This is a genomic window from Rhizobacter sp. (assembly GCA_019635355.1).
GTDB lineage: Bacteria > Pseudomonadota > Gammaproteobacteria > Burkholderiales > Burkholderiaceae_C > Rhizobacter.
On the sequence record JAHBZQ010000001.1, the window covers coordinates 5002754 to 5022325 of the forward strand.

Genomic DNA, 19572 nt, shown 5'->3' on the forward strand with positions numbered 1-19572 from the left:
GGAATCACGTTGCGTCGGCGATGCACGGGCAGGCTGCTGCTCCTCGCCGCGGCTGCCGTGGCCTTGTCTGCCTGCGGCGGGAAGTCTCGTGAGGCCAACACGCAGATCGCCGCCAAGGTGAACCGCGAAGAGATCTCGGTCCACCAGGTCAACTACTTCCTGCAGCGCCAGGGCGGCGTCGCCCCCGATCAGGTCGACGCCGCAGGTCGCCAGACGCTCGAAGCGCTGGTCGACCAGGAAGTCGCCGTGCAGGCGGCCCTCGAGCAGAAACTCGACCGCGACCCGATGGTGGTGCAGTCGCTCGAAGCTGCGCGCCGCGAGCTGCTGGCGCGTGCCTATGCCGAGCGCCTGGCGCAGAGCGTCTCGCCGCCCACCCCGCAAGAGGTGAAGCAGTACTACGACAGCAAGCCTGCGCTTTTTGCGCGGCGCCGCCTCTACACGCTCGTCGACACCGCCATCGAGGCCACGCCCGAGCAGCAAAAGCCCATCGAGGCGCAGATGCCCACCACCCGCGGCACGGCCGACGTGAGCCTCGTGCTGCGCCAGGCCGGCGTGCGCTTCGGCTCGCGCCGCACCACCCTCGGCGCCGAGGCGCTGCCACTGCATGCGGTCGATGCCATGGCGGCGCTCAACGAAGGCCAGTCGCTGCTGGTGGGCGGCCCGCGCGATGCGCACATCTACACCGTGATCGAGACGCGGCCCGCACCGCTCAATCTCGAAGAGGCACGCGGCGCGATCGAGAACTTCCTCATCGCCGAGCGCCGCCGCACCGCGCTCGAGCAGCAGATCAAGGCCCTGCGCGCCAACGCGCGCATCGAGTACCGGGGCCGCTTCGCCCAACCGGCTTCGGCGCCTGCAGCGCCTGTTGCCGCTTCGTCGGCCAACGATGCCGTCGCGCTCGAAGAGCGTTCGCACTCGTTGACCAAGACCCACCTCCCCACCAAGTGAAGGCCAGACCAACATGCCAGCCGACCTTGCTCTCTCTCACTTCCTCCCGCCGCGCCTCCTGATGGCGGTGTGCGTGTCGCTGTCCTTGGCGGCATGCGTCAACACCCCGATGCCCGCCGACTCCGCCGCCGCCCCCGCGGCGCAGGCGCGCGCGCCGGTGCCCACGCCGCCGCCCGAGCCGGCGAACCGCGCGCCAAGCGGCCCCGACCGCAGTCGCGACTACGTGGTCGGCGCCGGCGACGTGCTGCGCATCAACGTCTACCAGAACGCCGACCTCTCGCTGGAGACCCGCGTCAACGAGAGCGGTGTCATCTCGTACCCGCTACTCGGCCAGGTGGTGGTGGGCGGGCGCTCGGTCGGCGAGGTCGAGGCGGCCATCGCCGATGGGCTGAAGAAGGGCAACTTCATCAAGCAGCCGCAGGTGTCGGTGCTCGTCACGCAAGTGCGGGGCAACCAGGCCTCGGTGCTGGGCATGGCCGGGCGGCCCGGGCGCTACCCGATCGAGGTGAAGGGCATGCGGTTGTCGGAGCTGCTCGCGCTCGCAGGCGGCGTGGCCGCGGGCGGCAGCGACATCGTCACGCTGAGCGGCATCCGCGAGGGCAAGCCCTTCCGCCAGCGCGTCGACGTGTCGCAGCTCTTCGGCGGCAGCGCCTCGGCCGAAGACCCGATCGTCCTCAATGGCGACACGCTCTACATCGACAAGCTGCCCACCGTCTACATCTACGGCGAGGTGCAGCGCCCCGGCCCGATCGCCCTCACGCAGGACATGACGCTGATGCAGGCCCTGGCCAGTGGCGGCGGCCTCACCCAGCGCGGCACCGAGCGTGGCATGAAGGTGCACCGCCGCAATGCCAAGGGTCAGGTCGAGATCGTCGAGCTGCGCATGACCGACACGCTCAAGCCCGGCGACGTGATCTACGTGCGCGAAAGCCTGTTCTGAGGAGCCGCGCATGAACTTCACGCAGTTCCTCGCCGTTCTCCGAGCGCGCTGGCTCACCGCGGTGGTCACCTTCTTCGTCATGGTGGCCCTGGTGGTGGGCGTGAGCATGCTGCTGCCGCCCAAGTACAAGGCGACGGCGGCCGTGCTGGTCGACATGCGCTCCAACGACCCGATCGCCGGGCAGGTCTCGCCCAACGGCCTGCCCATGAGCTACATCTCCACGCAGGCCGACATCATCACCAGCCCGCGCGTGGCCCAGCGCGTGGTGCGCGAACTCAAGCTCACCGAAAGCCCACAGCTGCGCCAGCAGTGGATGGACGCAACCGACGGCGACGGCAGCTTCGAGGTGTGGCTCTCGGAGGCGTTGCAGGCCGACCTCGACGTGAAGCCCTCGCGCGAGAGCAGCGTCATCAACGTGAGCTTCACCTCGCGCGACCCGAAGTTCAGCGCGGCGCTGGCCAACGCCTTCGTGCAGTCGTACCTCGACACCACGCTCGACCTCCGCGTCGACCCGGCCAAGCAATACAGCAGCTTCTTCGACAGCCGCCAGAAGGAGCTGCGCGAGGCGCTGGAGAAGGCGCAGGCCAAGCTGTCGCAGTACCAGCAGCAGCACGGGATCATCGCCACCGACGAGCGCTACGACGTGGAGACCGCGCGGCTCAACGAGCTGTCGTCTCAGCTCGTGGCCGTGCAGGCCATCACCGCCGAGTCGTCGAGCCGCGCCGCGCAGGCGAAGAACTCGTCCACGCTCGGCGACGTCATCAACAACCCGGTGGTGCAGGGCCTGCGCTCCGACCTGAGCCGCGCCGAAGCGAAGTTCAAGGAGATGAGCGTGCGCATGGGTGACGCGCACCCCGCGGTGATCGAGGCGAAGGCCAACATCAGCGAGCTGCGTGCCCGCATCGCCGAAGAAAGCCGGCGTGTGACCGGCAGCGTCTCCACTGACAACAGCATCAACCAGTCTCGCGAAGGCCAGCTGCGCAGCGAGCTCGCGGCCCAGCGTGCACGCGTGCAGCAGATGAAGGCGCAGCGCGACGAGGCGATGGTGCTGCAGCGCGACGTGGAAAGCGCCCAGCGCGCCTATGACGCGGTGGCCGCCCGCCTCACGCAGAGCAGCCTCGAAAGCCAGACCAAGCTCACCAACACCGCGCTCCTGGCCGCGGCCACGCCGCCCAGCCGGCCGGCTTCGCCCAACCTGGCGTTGAACTCGCTGCTCGGCGTGTTCGTCGGCCTGATGTTCGCGGTGGCCTTTGCGCTGCTGCGCGAGCTGCGCGACCGGCGTCTGCGCAGCGTGCACGACGCGGTGCAGGTGCTCGGCCTGCCGGTGCTGGGCCATGTGCCCGGCCCGATGAAGAAGCCCCTGCTCGGCCGCCAGCGTCTGGTGCTGCCGCAGCAGGTGATGGCGCGGCTGCCGCGGGCGCGGCAGCGTGAAGCCGCGGCCGCCGTGGGAGGGAAGCAAGCATGAGAATCGAAGCACGCACCGAGGAGCCGCGTTTCGACGCCTCCGAGTCGATCTGGGGTGCCGAGGCCGACGTGGTCGTCACCGACCGGCCCATCGGCGGCATCCTCACCGAGACCAAGCGCCTGCCTGCCGGGCAGATCGACAAGGTGCTCGAGTACCAGCGCTGCAAGGGCATCCGCTTCGGCGAGGCGGCCGTCGCGCTCAAGCTCATCACCGAAGACGACGTGCTGTACGCGCTGTCGCAGCAGTTCCACTACCCGTATGCGCCGCACACCCGGCGCGACCTGTCGGGCGAGCTGGTGGCGGCCATGCAGCCCTTCAGCGACCAGGCCGAGGCCTTCCGGGCGCTGCGCAGCCAGCTGATGATGCGCATGTTCATGCCCGGCACCGCACCGCGGGCGCTGGCCATCGTGAGCCCCGAGAAGGGCGACGGCAAGACCTTCTTCGCCGCCAATCTCGCCATCGCCATGGCGCAGCTCGGCGGTCGCACGCTCTTGATCGACGCCAACCTGCGCGGCCCGCGCATCCACCAGCTCTTCTCCATCGACGAGAAGGCGGGGCTTTCGGGCGTGCTGAGCGGGCGTGTGCAGTCGAACGTGATCCACCAGATCGCCGACCTCAACACGCTCTTCGTGCTGCCCGTGGGCGTGGCACCGCCCAACCCGCTCGAGCTGGTGGAGCGGCCCGCGTTCAGCCGGCTCCTGTCGGAGCTGCTGGGCAAGTTCGACCACGTGATCGTCGACACGCCGGCCTCGCAGCGCGGCTCCGATGCCGGCGTGATCGCGGCGCGCTGTGGTGCGGCCCTCGTGGTGGCGCGCCGCCACCAGAGCCGCCTGGGTGCCTTGCACCAGCTCGTCAGCCGCTTGAAGGACAGCCCGGCACAGCTCGCCGGCGTGGTGATCAACGAATACTGATCCCGCTGCGCGCCATGTCGTCGATTGGCCACGTTCCCCATCACCCCGGGTCGCTCACCACCACTTGGGAAGAGCCGCCCGAAGTCTCGGTGCGCACGGCGAGCCGCGCCATCGCGGCGGTGCTGCTCGTCGGGCTGCTCGCGATGTATGTGCCGACCGCACTGCGCCTCATCGACCAGGTGTGGTCGACCGCCGAGCAAGGCCACGGCCCGCTGATCCTCGCGCTGTGTGCGTGGATGGCGTGGCAGCGCCGCCAGCAGCTTGCAGCACTCCCCGACACGCCCAACCGCTGGCTCGGCATGCCCTTGCTCGTGCTCTCGCTCGCGGCCTATGTGCTGGGCCACTCGCAAGGCATTCTCGGCCTCGAAGCCGCGTCGCAGATCGGCGTGCTCACCGCGCTGCTGCTGTGCTTCAAGGGCCTGGCCGGCGTGCGGCTGATGGCCTTGCCGCTCGCCTTCATGGCCTTCACCGTGCCGCTGCCGGGCATCTTCGTGCAGACGGTGACCATGCCGCTCAAGGTGGCCGTCTCGGCCTGCGCCGAGTGGCTGCTGCATCTCGTGGGCTACCCGGTCGGCCGCATGGGCGTGGTGCTCGTGATCGGCCAGTACCAGCTGCTGGTGGCCGACGCCTGCGCCGGCCTCAACTCGATGTTCACGCTCGAAGCGCTGGGCTTCCTGTGGATGAGCATGCGCCCGCGCAGCACGCCGGCGCGCGATGCGGCGCTGGCGCTCGCGATCCTGCCCATCTCGTTCGTGGCCAACGTGGTGCGGGTGATGGTGCTGGTGCTCGTCACCTACCACTTCGGCGATGCCGCGGGCCAGGGCTTCGCGCATGACTTCTCGGGCATCGTGCTCTTCGTCGCGGCGGTGCTGATGATGATCGTGGCCGAGGCGTTCATCCGCCGGCCGCGCGCCGAGGGGCGGTCATGAGACAACGGATGCCACTGCTTCGGGCGGTCTGGCTGCTCGCCGCGATGCTCATCGCCGTCGGCCTCGCCCAGGGCCTGAAGCCCATCCGCCTGATGGCCGACCGCCTGCCGGCGATCGACCTCAAGGCGCAGGTGCCCGACGAGTTCTCCGGCTGGCGCATCGACCCCGACACCGCCCCGGTGCTGCCCGACCCCTCGCTGCAGCAGCGCCTCGATTCGCTGTACGACCAGACGCTCGCCCGCACCTACGTCAACGAGCAAGGCGAGCGGGTGATGCTCACCATCGCCTACGGCCGCGACCAGAGCTCCGAAGCAACCGCGGTGCACCGCCCCGAGTTCTGCTACGGCGCCCAGGGCTTCGACGTGCGCGGTGCCGGCCTCGGCCAGGTCGCCCTGCCGGCCGGGCAGGTGACGGTGCAGCGCCTCGTGGGGCGGCTGGGGCCCCGCGTGGAGCCCATCAGCTATTGGGTGACGCTCGCCGAAGAAGCCACGCTGCCCGGCGTGGGCCGGAAGCTGGAGCAGCTGCGCCACGGCCTCGACGGCGAGGTGGCCGACGGCATGCTGGTGCGGGTGTCGACGCTCGTGAAGCCAGGGGCCGAGGTGTCGCCCGCGTCTTACGCCACGCAAGACCGTTTCCTGCAAGACCTCGCACGGGCGCTGCCGCAGGCCGTGCGCCCGCGCTACTTCGGCGCCTGAGGGAACGACGCATGGCCGCCACCTGGACCGATCACGCCGCGCCGAGCGCCTGGGCGCGCCCCGTGGATCACCCACCCGGCAGCCTGCCGGGCGCCGGCGTCAGCGACTCCACCGTCTACGCCGGCTTCCTGCTGCTCGCAGTGGTGATGCACCACTGGCTGCTGTGCCTGCTGCACAACAAGGGCATCAGCGTGTCGGTGGCACGCGTGGCGATGGCCGAGATGGTGATCTACATCGCCTGCGTGCCACTGCTGCTGGCGCGCCTGTCGCTGCGCTCGCTCATCACCGTGTTCGTGCTGCTGGGCGCCTGCGGGCTCTTCGCGCTGCTGCGCGGCGGCTATTTCGATGCCAAGGCGGCGCGCGACCTGATGATCCCGCTCGTCTTCTTCTGGGCCGGGCGCAGCTTCGGCCAGAACGGCCGCTCGCTCGACCGGCCGCTGCTGGCCATCGCCGCGGTGGTGGTGTTCATCGGCCTGGTGCAGGCGGTGATCCCCAACCTCTACAACAGCCTCTTCAACACCTTCAGCTATTACGTGAGCCTGGGCGGCATCAACTCCGCCTCGGCGCAGGTGAGCGGCCAGGCTGTCACGCTGAACGGCATGCGGCCCGAAGGCATCGGGCGCACCCTGCTGCCGCAGGTGCTGGGCGCGCAGCGGGTGTCGTCGGTGTTCCTGGAGCCGGTGTCGCTCGGCAACTTCGCGGTGATCCTGCTCGGGTGGGGCCTCGCGAAGCCGGGCGCGCAGTGGCGCACGTCTGCATGGTTCGTGGGCGCGGCGCTCGTGTGCATCGTGCTCGCCGACTCGCGCTTCGGCTTCTACATGACCGGCCTCATGGTGCTGCTGCGCCTGGTGCTGCACGGCCGCGCGCACCTCTTGGGCATCGTCTTCCCCGCGCTCGGCGCGATGGCGCTGCTCGTGCTCGCGACCTACCTGCCCGGCGCGGGCGACAACCTCGTCGGCCGCATGACGGTGAGCGGCCAGTTCCTGCTCGGCTTCGACCACCTGAGCCTGCTCGGCCTGCGCGACTTCGCCACCAACTTCGGCGACATGGGCTACGCCTACGTCTTCAGCCGCTTCAGCTTGCTGGGCGCCGGGCTGATGTGGGTGTGCTTCTACGCGCTGCCGCTGCACGACGAGACCGCGCGGCGCTTTCGCACCTTCATGTCGGCCTACATGACCTTGATCCTGTGCGTGAGCGGCACCTCGCTCTTCGCGCTCAAGACGGCGGGCGTCATGTGGTTCGCGCTCGGGGCGCTGTCGATGCGCAAGCCCGCGGCCGAGCAGGAGACCGAACTTGACCTACGAATTCCCTAGCGGAGGACAGACATGGCTTTGAAGGTGGTGCACGTGGTGCGCCAGTATTTGCCCTCGCGCGGTGGCATGGAAGACGTGGTCTTCAACATCGCCCGCACCCAGCGCGACCTGCACGGCCAGTCGCCGCGCATCGTCACGCTCGACCGTGTGTTCCGCCAGCCTGAGGTGCTGCCCACCGACGAGGTGATCGAAGGCATTCCGGTGCACCGCATGTCGTACAGCGGCTCGGAGCGCTACCCGCTGTTCCCGGGTGTGCTGCGCGAGGTGACCGATGCCGACGTGGTGCACGTGCACGGCATCGACTTCGCCTTTGACTACCTCTCGCTCACGCGCTTCGTGCACAAGAAGCCGCTGGTGGCGTGCACGCACGGCGGCTTCTTCCACACGAGCTTCGCGCAGCGGGCGAAGAAGATCTTCTTCCACAGCGTCACGCGCTGCACCGCACGCGGCTACCACCGCATCCTCGCGAGCTCCGCGAACGACGGCGAGATGTTCAAGCAGGTCGTGCCCGAAGAGCGCATCCGCGTGATCGAGAACGGCGTCGACATCGACAAGTTCGCCAACGCTGCCTCGTCCACGCTCACGCAGACCATGATCTACGTGGGTCGCTGGACGGCGCACAAAGGCCTCGACCGCACGCTCGCACTGCTCGCCTCGCTGCGCGCCGCCGACCCGGGCTGGCGCCTCATCATCGCCGGCCGCGAATACGACGACATCAACCGCCACACGCTCGCGCAGATGGTCGAAGCGGCCGGTGTGACCAACGCCGTGGTGCTGCTGCCCAACCCCGACAACGACACGCTGCGCACCGCCATCGGGCAGGCGAGCTACGGCGTGTGCCTGTCGCGCCACGAGGGCTTCGGCCTCGCGGCCATCGAGGCCATGAGCGCGGGGCTCGTGCCCATCCTGAGCGCGATCCCGCCCTTCGAGCGCCTGGCCGACGAGACGATGGTGCCGCTGATCGTGCCCGACGACACCGCCGAAGCCACGCAGGCCGTGCAGGCGCTGCACCGCCGCGTGGCGGTGAGCCATAGCGCACTTCGCGCGCAGGCGCAGAAGGTGGTGCAGCGCTACAGCTGGCGCAACGTGGTCGGCGCCTACGTCGAGGAATACGAGCGCGCGGTGCAGGAATCGAGGCTGGCGGCATGAAGCGGCTGCTGGCCACGCCGTTCTTGGGTCTGGCCCTGGGCCTGGCCGCCACCGTGGCCGCGGCGGCGCCGTCTGCGTCCTCGTCCGGCGCCTGCCTCTCCGGCAAGCCGCTGCGCGGCGTGAACATGGCCGGCGCCGAGTTCAACACCAACAAGATGCCGGGCCAGGTGTTCAAGGACTACACCTACCCGACCGACAAGGACCTGAAGTACTTCGCCGAGCAGGGCGCCAACGTGATCCGCCTGCCGTTCCGCTGGGAGCGCGTGCAGCGCACGCTCGGCGGGCCGCTCGACGAGATGGAGGTCAAGGTGCTGCGCAAGGTGGTCGAGATGGCGAGCGCCCTCGACATGTGCGTGATCCTCGACCTGCACAACTTCGGCCAGTACGCCAAGCAGAAGCTCGGCTCGCCCGAGGTGCCGATCGAGCGGTTCACCGACGTCTGGCTGCGCCTGCGCGAGGCTTTCCCCGAGCCCGGCTTCGTGGCCTTCGGGTTGATGAACGAGCCGGCGCACGCCACGGCGCGCGGCGGCTGGGCACGGGCTGCGCAAAACACGGTGACGGCCCTGCGCGAGGCCGGCTCGCAGCACCTGCTCTTCGTCTCGGGGGCGGGCTGGAGCGGCGCGCACGACTGGTCGGTGAAGTGGCAGGGCCTCTCCAACGCCGACGCCTTCGCCGGCTTGCGCGACCCGCTCAAGCGCAGCGTGCTCGAAGTGCACCAGTACGCCGACAAGGATCACTCCGGCATGAAGGGCGACTGCATGGCGCCCGAGCGCATGCGAAAGCTCATGGGCCGCGTGACCGACTGGGCGCGCGCCAACGGCCACCGCATGTTCCTCGGCGAATTCGGCGTCGCCCCGACGCCCGAGTGTCTCGACACGCTGAAGGCGCTTCTCGAATCGATGCGCGACCCCGCCTGGGCCGGCTGGGCCTATTGGGCCGCTGGCGGCTGGTGGGGGCCGAAGTACCCCTTCGGCATCCACCCGATCCCCGGCCAGCCCGAGCGGCCCCAGCTCGCCTTGTTGCGAGAGGAATGGAAACCATGAATCCGAACCCTGCACATCCACCGTCTTCTCAGATTCTTTCGCTGAACGCGATCCGTGGGATCGCAGCCTTGCTCGTCGTCGTCTCCCACCTCCCGGAACAGGCCGGCCTGCACTTCGGCCCCATCCACGAGGGCTCGCTCGGCGTGATGGTGTTCTTCACGCTGTCGGGCTTCCTGATGGGCTACCTCTACCTCACCAAGCCGGCCAACTGGCACGAGGTGTCGCGCTACGCCATCGCCCGCTTCTCGCGCATCGCGCCGCCCTACCTGATGGTGGTGCTGGCCTCGTTCTTCATCTACACGCTCGTCGACCCGAAGTTCCCGTATGCCATCGGCACGCACAACTTCCTGCGGCACATCCTCTTCTCGGGCAACGTGAGCGTGTTCTGGAGCATCCCGCCCGAGGTGCAGTTCTATGCGCTCTTCATCGGCTTCTGGTGGGCGCTCAAGCGGGCGCAGTCGGGCCGCACGCTGGCGCTCGTGATCGTGATGGTGCTGGCGGTGGCCGCCATCTGCACGCGCGACAAGGTGCCCGGCACCTTCGCGATCTCGAAGCTGCATTACTTCCTGCTCGGCTCCATGCTGGGCGGCCTGCACCACTGGCTGCGCACCGTGCCCATCAGCACCCGCGCGCTCACCGTGCTGCAGGTGCTGCTGCTGGGCGCGCTCGGCATCTTCATGCTGGAGGTGATCCACCTGCCCGAGAAGTACTGGCACGACCTGGCGCCGGCACTCATCGCGGGGCTGGTGGTGTTCGCCTTCTCGCACGACCGCACGCCGATCGACATGGCCTTCATGGCCAAGCCCTTCCAGTGGCTGGGCGACTGGAGCTTCTCGATCTACCTGCTGCACGTGCCGATCATCTACGTCTTCGTGAAGGCCGGCCTCATGCGGGAGGGCGGATTGCTCTCCACCCTGTGCGTGGTGGTGGCCGTGCTCGCCTGCGGCGTCTTCAGCAAGTTCGTCGAACGCCCGGCGTGCGCGGCCACCAAGCGTGGCCTCACCGCCTGGCTCAAGCGACTCGAACCCGCGGCAAAGCCAAGCCTCATGCCCCACATCACCCCCGACCGGACCCGCCCATGACCACTTCACACGACACGCCACCGCTGGTGAACGACCCGCATGCGTGGGACGGCCTTCGTGACGCCCTGCAATCCTTGCAGGCACGGCGACCGTCGCGGCTGCTCTACGTGCCCAACGAAGGCAATGCCGGTGATGCGCTCATCGCGGCCGGCAGCTGGCAGTTCTTCGACGACATGGGCCTCGCGCCCGCCTATGCGAGGGTGCGCGACATCCGCCGCGGCGACACGCTCATCTACGCCGGTGGCGGCAACCTGGTGCCCGAATACGAGAGCTGCTCGCGATTCCTCGAGCGCTGCCTGGCGGTGGGGGTCGAGTCGGCGATCGTGATGCCGCACACCATCCGCGGCCATGAGGCGCTGCTGGCCCGGCTCGACGAACGCTTCACGCTCGTGTGCCGCGACCGGGCCTCGATCGCGCGTGTGCAGGCTACGGGCACTGGCGCGCAGGTGCTGTACGCGCCCGACATGGCGCTCTACATCGACGTGCCGCGCCTTTTCAAGCACTGCGAGCAGTACCGCGGCGCCGCCTTCTGGGCGCGCATGGCGCACCACGACCGGCTCGTGCCCTACCTGCGCTGGCGCCTGGCGCTGCTGCGGCGTGCGCCGCCGGCCCACCTGCGGCTCGACGTGATCCGCGTCGATGCCGAGGCCATCGCCGCGCTGCCGGGCGACCCGCGCTGGGACATGTCGAACCTCTATGGCTCGAAGTTCCGGCTGCGCGCCGAGTCGGATCTCGTCACGCGCGACTTCCTGCGCTTCTTCGGCCAGCTGATCTCGGTGCGCACCAACCGCCTGCACGCCGGCGTGGCCGCGGCGCTGATGGGCTGCGAGGTGACCTACCTCGACAACTCCTACGGAAAGATCGGCGCGGTCTACGACGCATGGCTGAGCCACCTGCCGCAGATCAGCTTCGAGCGCACGCCGGCCGTGAACCACAGCCCGGCGGCCGGCCTCGTGGTGCAGGGGGCCGGTGCATGAAGTTCTCGCTCATCATGGGCACGCTCGGGCGCCGCGACGAGGTGGGCGACTTCCTCGCCTCGCTGCAGCGCCAGGACCACCGCGACTTCGAGCTGCTCATCGTCGACCAGAACCCCGACGAGCGGCTCGCGCCGCTGATCGAGCAATACCGGAAGCACTTCCGCATCCTGCGCTACCGCAGTGCGCCCGGTCTTTCGCGCGCCCGCAATGTGGGCCTGCGCTATGCCACGGGCGATGTGATCGCCTTCCCCGACGACGACTGCTGGTACCCCGATGGGCTGCTGTCTTACGTGGCCGGGCGCCTGCAGGCCGAGCCCTCGCTCGATGGCCTGACAGGCCGCTTCGTCGACGGCGAGGGCCGCTCCGAAGGCCGCTGGCTGCCGCGCACGCAGATGCTCAACCGCTTCTCGGTGTGGCGCGGGGCCATCTCGTTCAGCATCTTCCTGCGCCGCCGCCTGGTGGAGCGCATCGGCGAGTTCGACGAAGACCTCGGCGTGGGCGCCGGCACGCCCTGGGGCGCCGGTGAAGAAACCGAATTCATGCTGCGCGGCCTGAAGGCCGGGGGGCGTGTGGAGTTCGACCGCGATCTCGTGCTGCACCACCCGGTGAAGACCGCCGACTACGGCGACGCCGCCATCGCCCGCCAGCGCCGCTACGAAGCCGGCTTCGGCCGCGTGATCCGCCGCGGCGGCTTCCCTGGCTGGTACTTCCCGTGGGTGTGCGGCCGCACGCTCGCCGGGTCGCTGCTCGCCCTGTGCAGCGGCCAGCGTGCGCAGGCCCGCTTCAAGTGGCACAGCCTGCTCGCACGCGTGAGCGGCTGGCGCAGCGGCCAGGTGCCCCGCAATGCCCTTCCATCGTCCAACCACGCTTGAGGACTGCTCGATGACCCCCTCGACCCTGCCCAGCCCGAAGCTGCCCGAGACCTTGCGCATCGGGCCGTTCCGCGTGAAGTCGTTCGGCGCGCAGGCGCTGGCCAGCCAGATCTACCGCCAGCTCGCGCTGGGCCGGCGCACCGAGCTCTTCTTCGCCAACACCAACTTCGTCGTCACCTGCCAAGGCTTCGCCGAGCGCTTCAACGACGACCCGTCGATCACCGTCGTCAACGACGGCATCGGCATGGACCTTGCGGCGCGCCTGATGCATGGCAAGCGCTTCCGGGAGAACCTCAACGGCACCGACTTCATTCCCCGCCTGCTCGGGGGCAGCCCGCTGCCGCTGCGCGTGTTCCTCTTCGGCGCCCGGCCCGACGTGGTGCGTGAGGCCTCGCGCACGGTGGAAAGCCGCTTCGGCCACACGGTGGTGGGTGCGCTCTCGGGCTATGGCGTGGAAGACGAGCTGGTGTGCGAGCGCATCCGCAGCGCCAAGCCCGACGTGGTGCTGGTGGCGCTCGGCAACCCGCTGCAGGAGCAGTGGATCCTCGACCATGCGCAGCAGCTGCCGCCGGCGCTCTACGTCGGCGTGGGCGCCTTGTTCGACTTCCTCGCCGAGCGCGCGGTGCGCGCGCCGGTGTGGGTGCGCAAGCTGCACCTGGAATGGTTCTTCCGGCTCACTCAGGAGCCCAAGCGGCTGTGGAAGCGCTACACGGTGGATGCCTTCAAGTTCTTCCGCATCTGCCGCTCGGCAAAACTCGAGGTCTCATGAAACTGGCTTCGAAGTCAGCTTGGTCGATTCTGGACAACCTGGTTCAACAGGTCCTGTCGTTCATCATCTTCGCCGTCCTCGCGCGCTGGCTCACGCCGCACGAGTTTGGCCTCTTGGCGATCGCGCACCTGATGGTGCTCTTCACCCGCATGTCGCTGCTCGATGCGCTGGCGATGCCGGTGGTGCGCGCGCCGCAGGCCGACGACCGGCTCTTCGACTGGCTCTTTACCGTCTGCACCATCGTCTCGCTGTTGGTGGCGGGCGTGATGGTGGCGTTGGCCTGGCCGATGGCGCAGTTCTTCGGTGCCCCTGATCTCACGCTGGTGCTGGTGGGCATGAGCCTCTCGGTGGTGCTCTTCGGCCTGGGCCGTGCGCATGACGGCCGGCTGCTGCGCGAAGGCAAGTTCAGTGTGATGGCGATCCGCTCGCTGTGCTCGGTGACGGCGGGTGGCGCGGTGGCACTGTGGCTGGCCGCGCGAGGCGCAGGGGCGATGGCGCTCGTGGCGCAGCAGGTGGTGATGGGCGTGGTGGCGCTGGCGGTGGCGCTCATGGCCGAGTGGCGGCACTGGCGGCCTCGATGGCACTGGTCAGCCGAACTCTTGCGCGAGCACCGCGCCGAGACACGCCGCATCGGCCTCAATGCGTGCGTCAACTACGCCAACAGCAATGGCGACGCAGCGCTCGTGAGCGTGCTGCTCGGCCCGGCCGCGACCGGCCTCTACAACCTCGCCAAGCGCGTGCTGTCGGCCGCCTACCTCGTCGTGGCCTCGTCGCTCAGCCGCGTGGGCGTGAGCCTCTTCGTGCAACGCCAGGGCGACCCGGCGGCGCTGGCGCAGGCCTATCGCCGCATGCTCGGCTGGACGCTGCTGCTGCTGGCGCCGATGTATGCGCTCGTGTCGCTCATGGCCGAGCCGCTGGTGGTGCTGGCGTTCGGCGAACGCTGGCGCGAGGCGGCGTCGCTCTTTGGCTGGCTGTCGGTGGCCTATGTGGCGCAGTCGGCCTTCTGGCTGGGGCAGAACCTCTCGTTTGCCACTCGCCAGAGCGCCCGGGTGCTCAAGCTGTCGACGGTGCAGCTCGTGATCACCGCGGTGCTGGCCGCGGCCTTGTCGCGCTGGGGCATGCAAGGCATCGCGGCCGGCGTGGCGCTCGGCAGCGTGGCCGGCTGCGTGCTGATGCAGATTGCGGTGCACCGGCAGCTGTCGATTTCCAGCCTCTCGTTCATGCGCACCACGCTGCCCGCCACGCTGGGCACGGTGACGGTGGCGGCGCTGCTGTGGGGCCTGCCCCACGCCGGCTTCGACCCCGAACGCATGCAGACCTTGTTGACCTCTCAAAAGGAATTTCTCACCTCATGGCAAAAGCAATGATCCTCGCCGCGGGCCAAGGGACCCGCGTGCGCCCGCTCACCAAGAACATGCCCAAGCCGATGGTGCCCATCCTCGGCAAGCCGGTGCTCGAGTACCTCATCGAGCATCTGGCGCGCTACGGCATCAAGGAAATCATGATCAACGTGGCCTTCAACCACTGGAAGATCGAGAACCACTTCGGTGACGGCAGCCGCTGGGGCGTGCAGATCGGCTACTCGTATGAAGGTGTGCGCGAGCACGGCGAGGTGGTGCCCAAACCCATGGGTTCGGCCGGCGGCATGAAGAAGATCCAGGACTTCTCGGGCTTCTTCGACGAGACCACGCTCGTGCTGTGCGGCGATGCGCTGGTCGACCTGGACATCAATGCCGCGCTCTTCGAGCACAAGCAGAAGGGTGCCTTGGCCAGCGTGGTCGGCCTCGATGTGAAGCGCGAGGAGGTGCAGAACTACGGCATCGTGAGCGCCGACCCGACGGGCCGCGTGCTCGAGTTCCAGGAGAAGCCCACCCCCGAGGCGGCCAAGAGCACGCTCGCCTCCACCGGCATCTACATCTTCGAGCCCGCAGTGCTCGAGCTCGTGCCGAGCGGCAAGAGCTTCGACATCGGCAGCGACCTCTTCCCGCTGATGGCGGCCAAGGGCCTGCCCTTCTACGTGCAGAACCGCTTCTTCAACTGGATCGACATCGGCCGCGTGAGCGACTACTGGAGCGTGCTGCAGCGCGTGCTGATGGGCGAGGTGGCCGAGATGGAGATGCCCGGCAAGGAAGTGCGGCCTGGCGTGTGGGTGGGCTTGAACACGCGCATTCCCTGGGAGAAGGTGCAGATCACAGGGCCGGTGTACATCGGCTCCAGCGTGTGCGTGGAGCCGGGCGTGAAGATCGAAGGCCCCACCTGGATCGGTACCGGCAGCCACTTGAAGCGCGGGTGCGAGGTCAAACGCAGCGTGCTCTTCGAATACACCCGCATCTCGTCGGAGCAGGTGTTCGAAGAAATGATCGTCTCGCCGCAATACTGCGTGGACCGCCGTGGGACGACGAACTACATCAGCGACGACGAAACCCATCGCCGCTGGGGCGACGCCCGCGGCGACGGGTGCGCCAGCTGATCGTCAGGCGGTGATCTTCAGGCCCACGATCCCCGCCACGATCAACGCCACGCAGCCCAGCCGCGCTGCCGTGGCCGGCTCCTGAAACAGCACGATGCCCAGCGCGACTGTGCCCACCGCACCGATCCCCGTCCACACCGCGTAGGCGGTGCCCACGGGCAACGTGCGCATCGCCCAGCCGAGCAGTACGACGCTGGCGACCATCGCGGCCACCGTGCCCACGCTCGGCCACAGCCGCGAGAACCCGTCGGTGTACTTGAGCCCGATGGCCCAGGCGACCTCGAAGAGGCCGGCGATGAAGAGAATGACCCAGGCCATGATGACGACCCTTTCCTCATGTGAATGGGGTCGTCCCCGGTGACAAAAGAAAAGCGCCGGCAGAGTCGTCTCTGCCGGCGCACCGGAGTTTAGGCGGCCACCGCGGTGGCCGGGTCGCGTGGGGAATTCAGAGCTTGCGGCGGCGCCCCACGAAGGCCAGTGCGCCCAGGCCGGCCAGCAGCATGGCGTAGGTGCCGGGCTCGGGGACGGGCGTCACCTGCACGTTCTGCAGCTGCATGCCGAAGTTGGGGCCGGGCACGCCGCGCAGTGCGAAGAGCAGGCCGCCCATGCCGCCGGCTTCGGTGGTGAAGGAGTAGGTGTTCCAGCCCGGCGAGGTGGTCACGTCGCTCAGCAGGCCGCGGGTCGACGGGCCTTCGAGGGTGTCGAAAAGAAAGCCGAAGCTGAGGGTCTTGTCGGCGTTACCGGCAAACTTTTCCGCCTGGTATTCGAAGCTCACGGTGTAGAAGCCCGAGGCGAGGTCTTCGAATTTCTCGAAGCAGAAACGTTGGCCGAGGCCGCTCTTCAAGGGGTCGTCGCAGCTGTTCAGCGCCGCGTGTGCGGTGCCGAGGCTGCCCAACGACAAGAGGGCGGTGGCGATGCAGGCGGTGAGTTTCTTGTTCATGGGTACTCCTGTGGGTGTCGGCTGTTCGGGGGCGGCTGGAGACGCCCGCAGCCTTTGGGCAATCTGCGCTCCCGTCACCGGATGGCGAACTCGGCGTTGCAGCCGGCCACCGTCGCCTTGTAGGCCGTGCTGAGGGCGGAGTCCGTGGTGCGCCGCTCATGCGTCACCTGGCACACGAGCGAGAGCGCGTCGAAGGGCGTGTAGGTCATCGACAGCCCGCCGATCACGGTGGTGTCGGTGCCGGTGGCGGTGGCGATGCCGCCGTTGGCGAAGCTGTTGTCGAGCTTGCGGCGGGCGTAGCTCGCGCGCGGGGTGAACGAGATCTTGGCGGTGGCGGCCCAGGTGACGGCGAGCGAGGCGATGTCGGACGCGCGGCTGTCGCTGGTCTCGCCGCCGGTGAGGGTGGAGTCGAAGTCGGCCTGGCCCACGCTGCGGTCGTGGGTGAGGTCGAGGTCGGTGGTGAGCTTGCCGGTCGGGCGCCACACCCAGCCCAGCGCGCCCGTCCAGCCGCGGCTGTTGCGCGGGCCTTGCGAGCTGTGCTTCTCGTGCGTGGCGCTCACGCGCGAGTTGAAGACGCTGGCACCGCTCGCGTTCCAGTTGGTGATGAAGTCGACGTCGTCGCGGGTGAACTCGTCGGGGGTCGGGGCGATGCCAGGGTACTTGCCTTCGCTGCGCCGCACGCCCACGCGGGTGGTGAGCGCGCTGCTCGGGCGGTAGCGCACACCGGCGTTGACGGAGGTCTGGCGCATGTCGCGGTCGTCGACGTCGACGCCGCGGTAGTCGTTCTCGCTCGCGGTCACGCCGGCTTCGAAGGACCACAGCGTGACGAGCCCCAGCCGCGCCTGGAAGCCGAGCGCGGTGCTGCGCACCTGGTTGCGCTCGAGCGAGAGCGTGCCGTTGAGGGTGTCGCGGTAGAGGCTCTGGCGCTGCTGCGCGCTCAGGATGCCCGACAATCGACCGACCGTCTCCCAGTCCCAACGCGCGTTGGCGTTGTAGTCGGTGTTGTTCATGTGCTCGTTCTTGTTGTAGCGGTTCGCATTCGCCTGCAGGTCGGCGAAGAAGTGCTGGCGCCCGAGCGATTTGTCGAGCCCGAGGTGCACGCCGCTGCTCCAGATGCGGTCACGCCGCTCGAGCGGGCTGCCGGCCGGGGCGCGGAAGAGGTTGCTCTCGCCGGTGAGGCCCTGGCGGATGCCGAAGATGAAGGGCGAGGGTTCTTCCGTCGGGCTGCCGCCAGCTGCGCCACCGGGCGGTGCCGGCGGCACGGTGTTGGGCGTGGTGGGGACGGGGGTCGACGGCGTGACCGACGGGTTGGTGGCGGTGTCCTGGGCGTGGCCCGCGGTGCTGGCAACGGCACTGATCAAGCCCATCAGCAGGGGCAGGGTGGCGGTTCTCATGTTTGTGGGCAGCAGCAGTGGTGGGTGGAGGGATCGAGATCGATCGGCGTGGCGTGTCCTCAATAGGCGTTGCGATCGAAGAACAGCACGCGCACCGTGCGCGCGATGATCTTGAGGTCGAGGGCGAGCGACCAGTTGCGCAGGTACTCGAGGTCGTACTGCACGCGCGCGGCCATCTTCTCGACGGTGTCGGTCTCGCCACGGAAGCCGTTGACCTGGGCCCAGCCGGTGATGCCGGGGCGCACCTTGTGGCGCAGCATGTAGGCCTGCACGAGCTTGCGGTATTCCTCGTTGTGGGCCACCGCGTGCGGGCGCGGGCCCACGAGGCTCATGGTGCCCAGCAGCACGTTGAAGAGCTGCGGCAGCTCGTCGAGCGAGGTCTTGCGGATGAAGGCGCCGAAGGGCGTGATGCGCGGGTCGTTCTTGGTGGCCTGGCGCACCACGGGGCCGTTGTCCTGCGTGCGCATCGAGCGGAACTTGAAGACCAGGATCTCCTTGCCGTCGAGGCCGGTGCGCCGCTGCTTGAAGATGATCGGCCCGGGCGAACTCATCTTCACGCCGATCGCTACTGCCAGCAGCACGGGCGAGATGAGCACGAGGATGATCGACGAGAGCACGATGTCGGTCACGCGCTTGACCAGGTGGTTGGTGCCCGTGATGGGCGACTCGAGCAGGCTCACCACCGGAATGCCTTCCACGTCCTGCAGCTGGCCCTGGATCACGTTGACGCCGGCGAAGTCGGGCACGTAGTGCACCGAGGTCGTGGTGTCCTGCAGGCGGCTGATGAGCTCCATCACGCGCGGCTGGGCCACGAGCGGCAGGGTGATGTAGACGTTGTGGATGCCGTGGCGCTTCACGTGCTCGACCACGTCTTCCACCCGGCCAAGCAGCTTGCCCGCGGCGTGGTCGTGCACACGGTCGTGGCCGCGGTCGTCGAAGTAGCCGACCATCTCGTGCACGCAGCCGGTGTAGGCGTCGAGCGCCTGCGCGATGCGCACGCCGTTCTCGCCGGCGCCCACCACCACCGCACGGCGCCGGTACTCGGGCCGCTCGCTCACGCGGCGCAGCCAGCGGCAGCTCGCGGTCACCAGCACCCATTGCATGGCCGGGGTGAAAGCCGCCCACCACAGCAGCATCTCGCGTGAGAAGAAATGGAAGCTGTCGGTCGCGTAGCCGAAGAGCATGAGGATCGACAGCACGGCGATCCAGTGGCTCACGATGTTGACGCCCGCTCGGAATGGGTCTTGTTTGCAGCGGTCGACGCCGGGGAAGGTCAGCACCAGCACCAGCATCCCGAGGATGAGCTCGGGGCGGTCGATGGGCTCGTCGAAGAACATCGCGGCCAGCCCTAGCGTGAGCAGTGTGGCCAGCGGCTCGGCCACGGCGGCGACGAAGGTGTTGATGGACGGTGGCGCCACCGGAAACAGGCGCACCGGCGCCGTGGTCACCTTGGCGGATTTCAGCTGCACGCCTGCGGTTGGACGCTGAACTGCTCGGTCCAAGATCGGCATGTCTGACATGGAGCTTCCCCTTTTGCCCGGTTAATCGTTCCGGTCGCGAGCCGCTGCGCTTGGCAGGCGTTGGCGCTGGTGGCGCCACGGGCTCGGACCTTGCGCGCCTTTCGGCAACCTGCGTGCCGCGCGGGGTGCGCGCCGCGGGTATCAGCGGGGGATTA

Annotated in this window: 19 protein-coding genes; 15 read left to right on the forward strand and 4 right to left on the reverse strand. The window is 68.7% G+C overall.

All coding sequences use genetic code 11. The features are described from left to right. Positions 1 to 57 precede the first annotated feature (57 nt). From KF892_23225 to KF892_23295, 15 genes are all read left to right on the forward strand, one after another. A complete protein-coding gene (locus tag KF892_23225) occupies positions 58 to 948 on the forward strand; it encodes an EpsD family peptidyl-prolyl cis-trans isomerase (protein ID MBX3627940.1) in 891 nt (296 codons plus the stop codon). Between the two features lie 109 nt (positions 949 to 1057). Further along, on the forward strand, positions 1058 to 1888 hold the full coding sequence (gene epsE, locus KF892_23230) for a polysaccharide export protein EpsE (GenBank protein ID MBX3627941.1): 831 nt from the start codon (positions 1058 to 1060) through the stop codon (positions 1886 to 1888). 10 nt (positions 1889 to 1898) lie between these two features. Next, entirely contained in the window at positions 1899 to 3353 is a 1455-nt protein-coding gene (gene epsF, locus KF892_23235) for a chain length determinant protein EpsF (protein ID MBX3627942.1), read from the forward strand. Next, positions 3350 to 4264, forward strand: coding sequence for a polysaccharide biosynthesis tyrosine autokinase (locus tag KF892_23240; protein MBX3627943.1), 915 nt, complete (start codon positions 3350 to 3352; stop codon positions 4262 to 4264). Before epsF ends, KF892_23240 begins: the two co-directional genes overlap by 4 nt. A 14-nt stretch (positions 4265 to 4278) precedes the next feature. After that, entirely contained in the window at positions 4279 to 5193 is a 915-nt protein-coding gene (xrtB, locus tag KF892_23245; protein ID MBX3627944.1) for an exosortase B, read from the forward strand. Positions 5194 to 5201: 8 nt separating this feature from the next. Next, positions 5202 to 5888, forward strand: a complete 687-nt coding sequence (locus KF892_23250) for an EpsI family protein (GenBank protein ID MBX3627945.1) — start codon at positions 5202 to 5204, stop codon at positions 5886 to 5888. Between the two features lie 11 nt (positions 5889 to 5899). Beyond that, entirely contained in the window at positions 5900 to 7201 is a 1302-nt protein-coding gene (locus KF892_23255; protein ID MBX3627946.1) for a polysaccharide polymerase, read from the forward strand. An 18-nt stretch (positions 7202 to 7219) separates the two neighbouring features. Continuing rightward, positions 7220 to 8350: a glycosyltransferase family 4 protein gene (locus KF892_23260; GenBank protein ID MBX3627947.1), complete on the forward strand. Its 1131-nt coding sequence runs from the start codon at positions 7220 to 7222 to the stop codon at positions 8348 to 8350. Then, positions 8347 to 9393: a glycoside hydrolase family 5 protein gene (locus KF892_23265; protein MBX3627948.1), complete on the forward strand. Its 1047-nt coding sequence runs from the start codon at positions 8347 to 8349 to the stop codon at positions 9391 to 9393. The genes KF892_23260 and KF892_23265 overlap by 4 nt, the downstream gene beginning before the upstream one ends. Continuing rightward, positions 9390 to 10475: an acyltransferase gene (locus tag KF892_23270; GenBank protein MBX3627949.1), complete on the forward strand. Its 1086-nt coding sequence runs from the start codon at positions 9390 to 9392 to the stop codon at positions 10473 to 10475. Before KF892_23265 ends, KF892_23270 begins: the two co-directional genes overlap by 4 nt. Continuing rightward, positions 10472 to 11452 carry a polysaccharide pyruvyl transferase family protein gene (locus KF892_23275; GenBank protein MBX3627950.1) on the forward strand — a complete coding sequence of 327 codons (981 nt, stop codon included), beginning with the start codon at positions 10472 to 10474 and terminating at the stop codon, positions 11450 to 11452. The genes KF892_23270 and KF892_23275 overlap by 4 nt, the downstream gene beginning before the upstream one ends. Continuing rightward, on the forward strand, positions 11449 to 12324 hold the full coding sequence (locus KF892_23280) for a glycosyltransferase family 2 protein (protein ID MBX3627951.1): 876 nt from the start codon (positions 11449 to 11451) through the stop codon (positions 12322 to 12324). Before KF892_23275 ends, KF892_23280 begins: the two co-directional genes overlap by 4 nt. 10 nt (positions 12325 to 12334) lie before the next feature. Beyond that, a complete protein-coding gene (locus tag KF892_23285; GenBank protein ID MBX3627952.1) occupies positions 12335 to 13093 on the forward strand; it encodes a WecB/TagA/CpsF family glycosyltransferase in 759 nt (252 codons plus the stop codon). Next, positions 13090 to 14460, forward strand: a complete 1371-nt coding sequence (locus KF892_23290; GenBank protein ID MBX3627953.1) for a lipopolysaccharide biosynthesis protein — start codon at positions 13090 to 13092, stop codon at positions 14458 to 14460. The genes KF892_23285 and KF892_23290 overlap by 4 nt, the downstream gene beginning before the upstream one ends. Beyond that, positions 14457 to 15563: an NDP-sugar synthase gene (locus tag KF892_23295; GenBank protein MBX3627954.1), complete on the forward strand. Its 1107-nt coding sequence runs from the start codon at positions 14457 to 14459 to the stop codon at positions 15561 to 15563. The genes KF892_23290 and KF892_23295 overlap by 4 nt, the downstream gene beginning before the upstream one ends. A gap of 3 nt (positions 15564 to 15566) precedes the next feature. Here the strand turns inward: KF892_23295 and sugE are convergent, their stop codons facing one another. From sugE to KF892_23315, 4 genes are all read right to left on the reverse strand, one after another. Then, a complete protein-coding gene (gene sugE / locus KF892_23300; protein ID MBX3627955.1) occupies positions 15567 to 15881 on the reverse strand; it encodes a quaternary ammonium compound efflux SMR transporter SugE in 315 nt (104 codons plus the stop codon). Positions 15882 to 16008: 127 nt separating this feature from the next. Then, entirely contained in the window at positions 16009 to 16503 is a 495-nt protein-coding gene (locus KF892_23305; GenBank protein ID MBX3627956.1) for a PEP-CTERM sorting domain-containing protein, read from the reverse strand. Between the two features lie 74 nt (positions 16504 to 16577). After that, a complete protein-coding gene (locus KF892_23310) occupies positions 16578 to 17897 on the reverse strand; it encodes a hypothetical protein (protein MBX3627957.1) in 1320 nt (439 codons plus the stop codon). A 59-nt stretch (positions 17898 to 17956) separates the two neighbouring features. Further along, complete coding sequence (locus KF892_23315) at positions 17957 to 19408, reverse strand: undecaprenyl-phosphate glucose phosphotransferase (GenBank protein MBX3627958.1); 1452 nt, start codon at positions 19406 to 19408, stop codon at positions 17957 to 17959. Positions 19409 to 19572 lie beyond the last annotated feature (164 nt).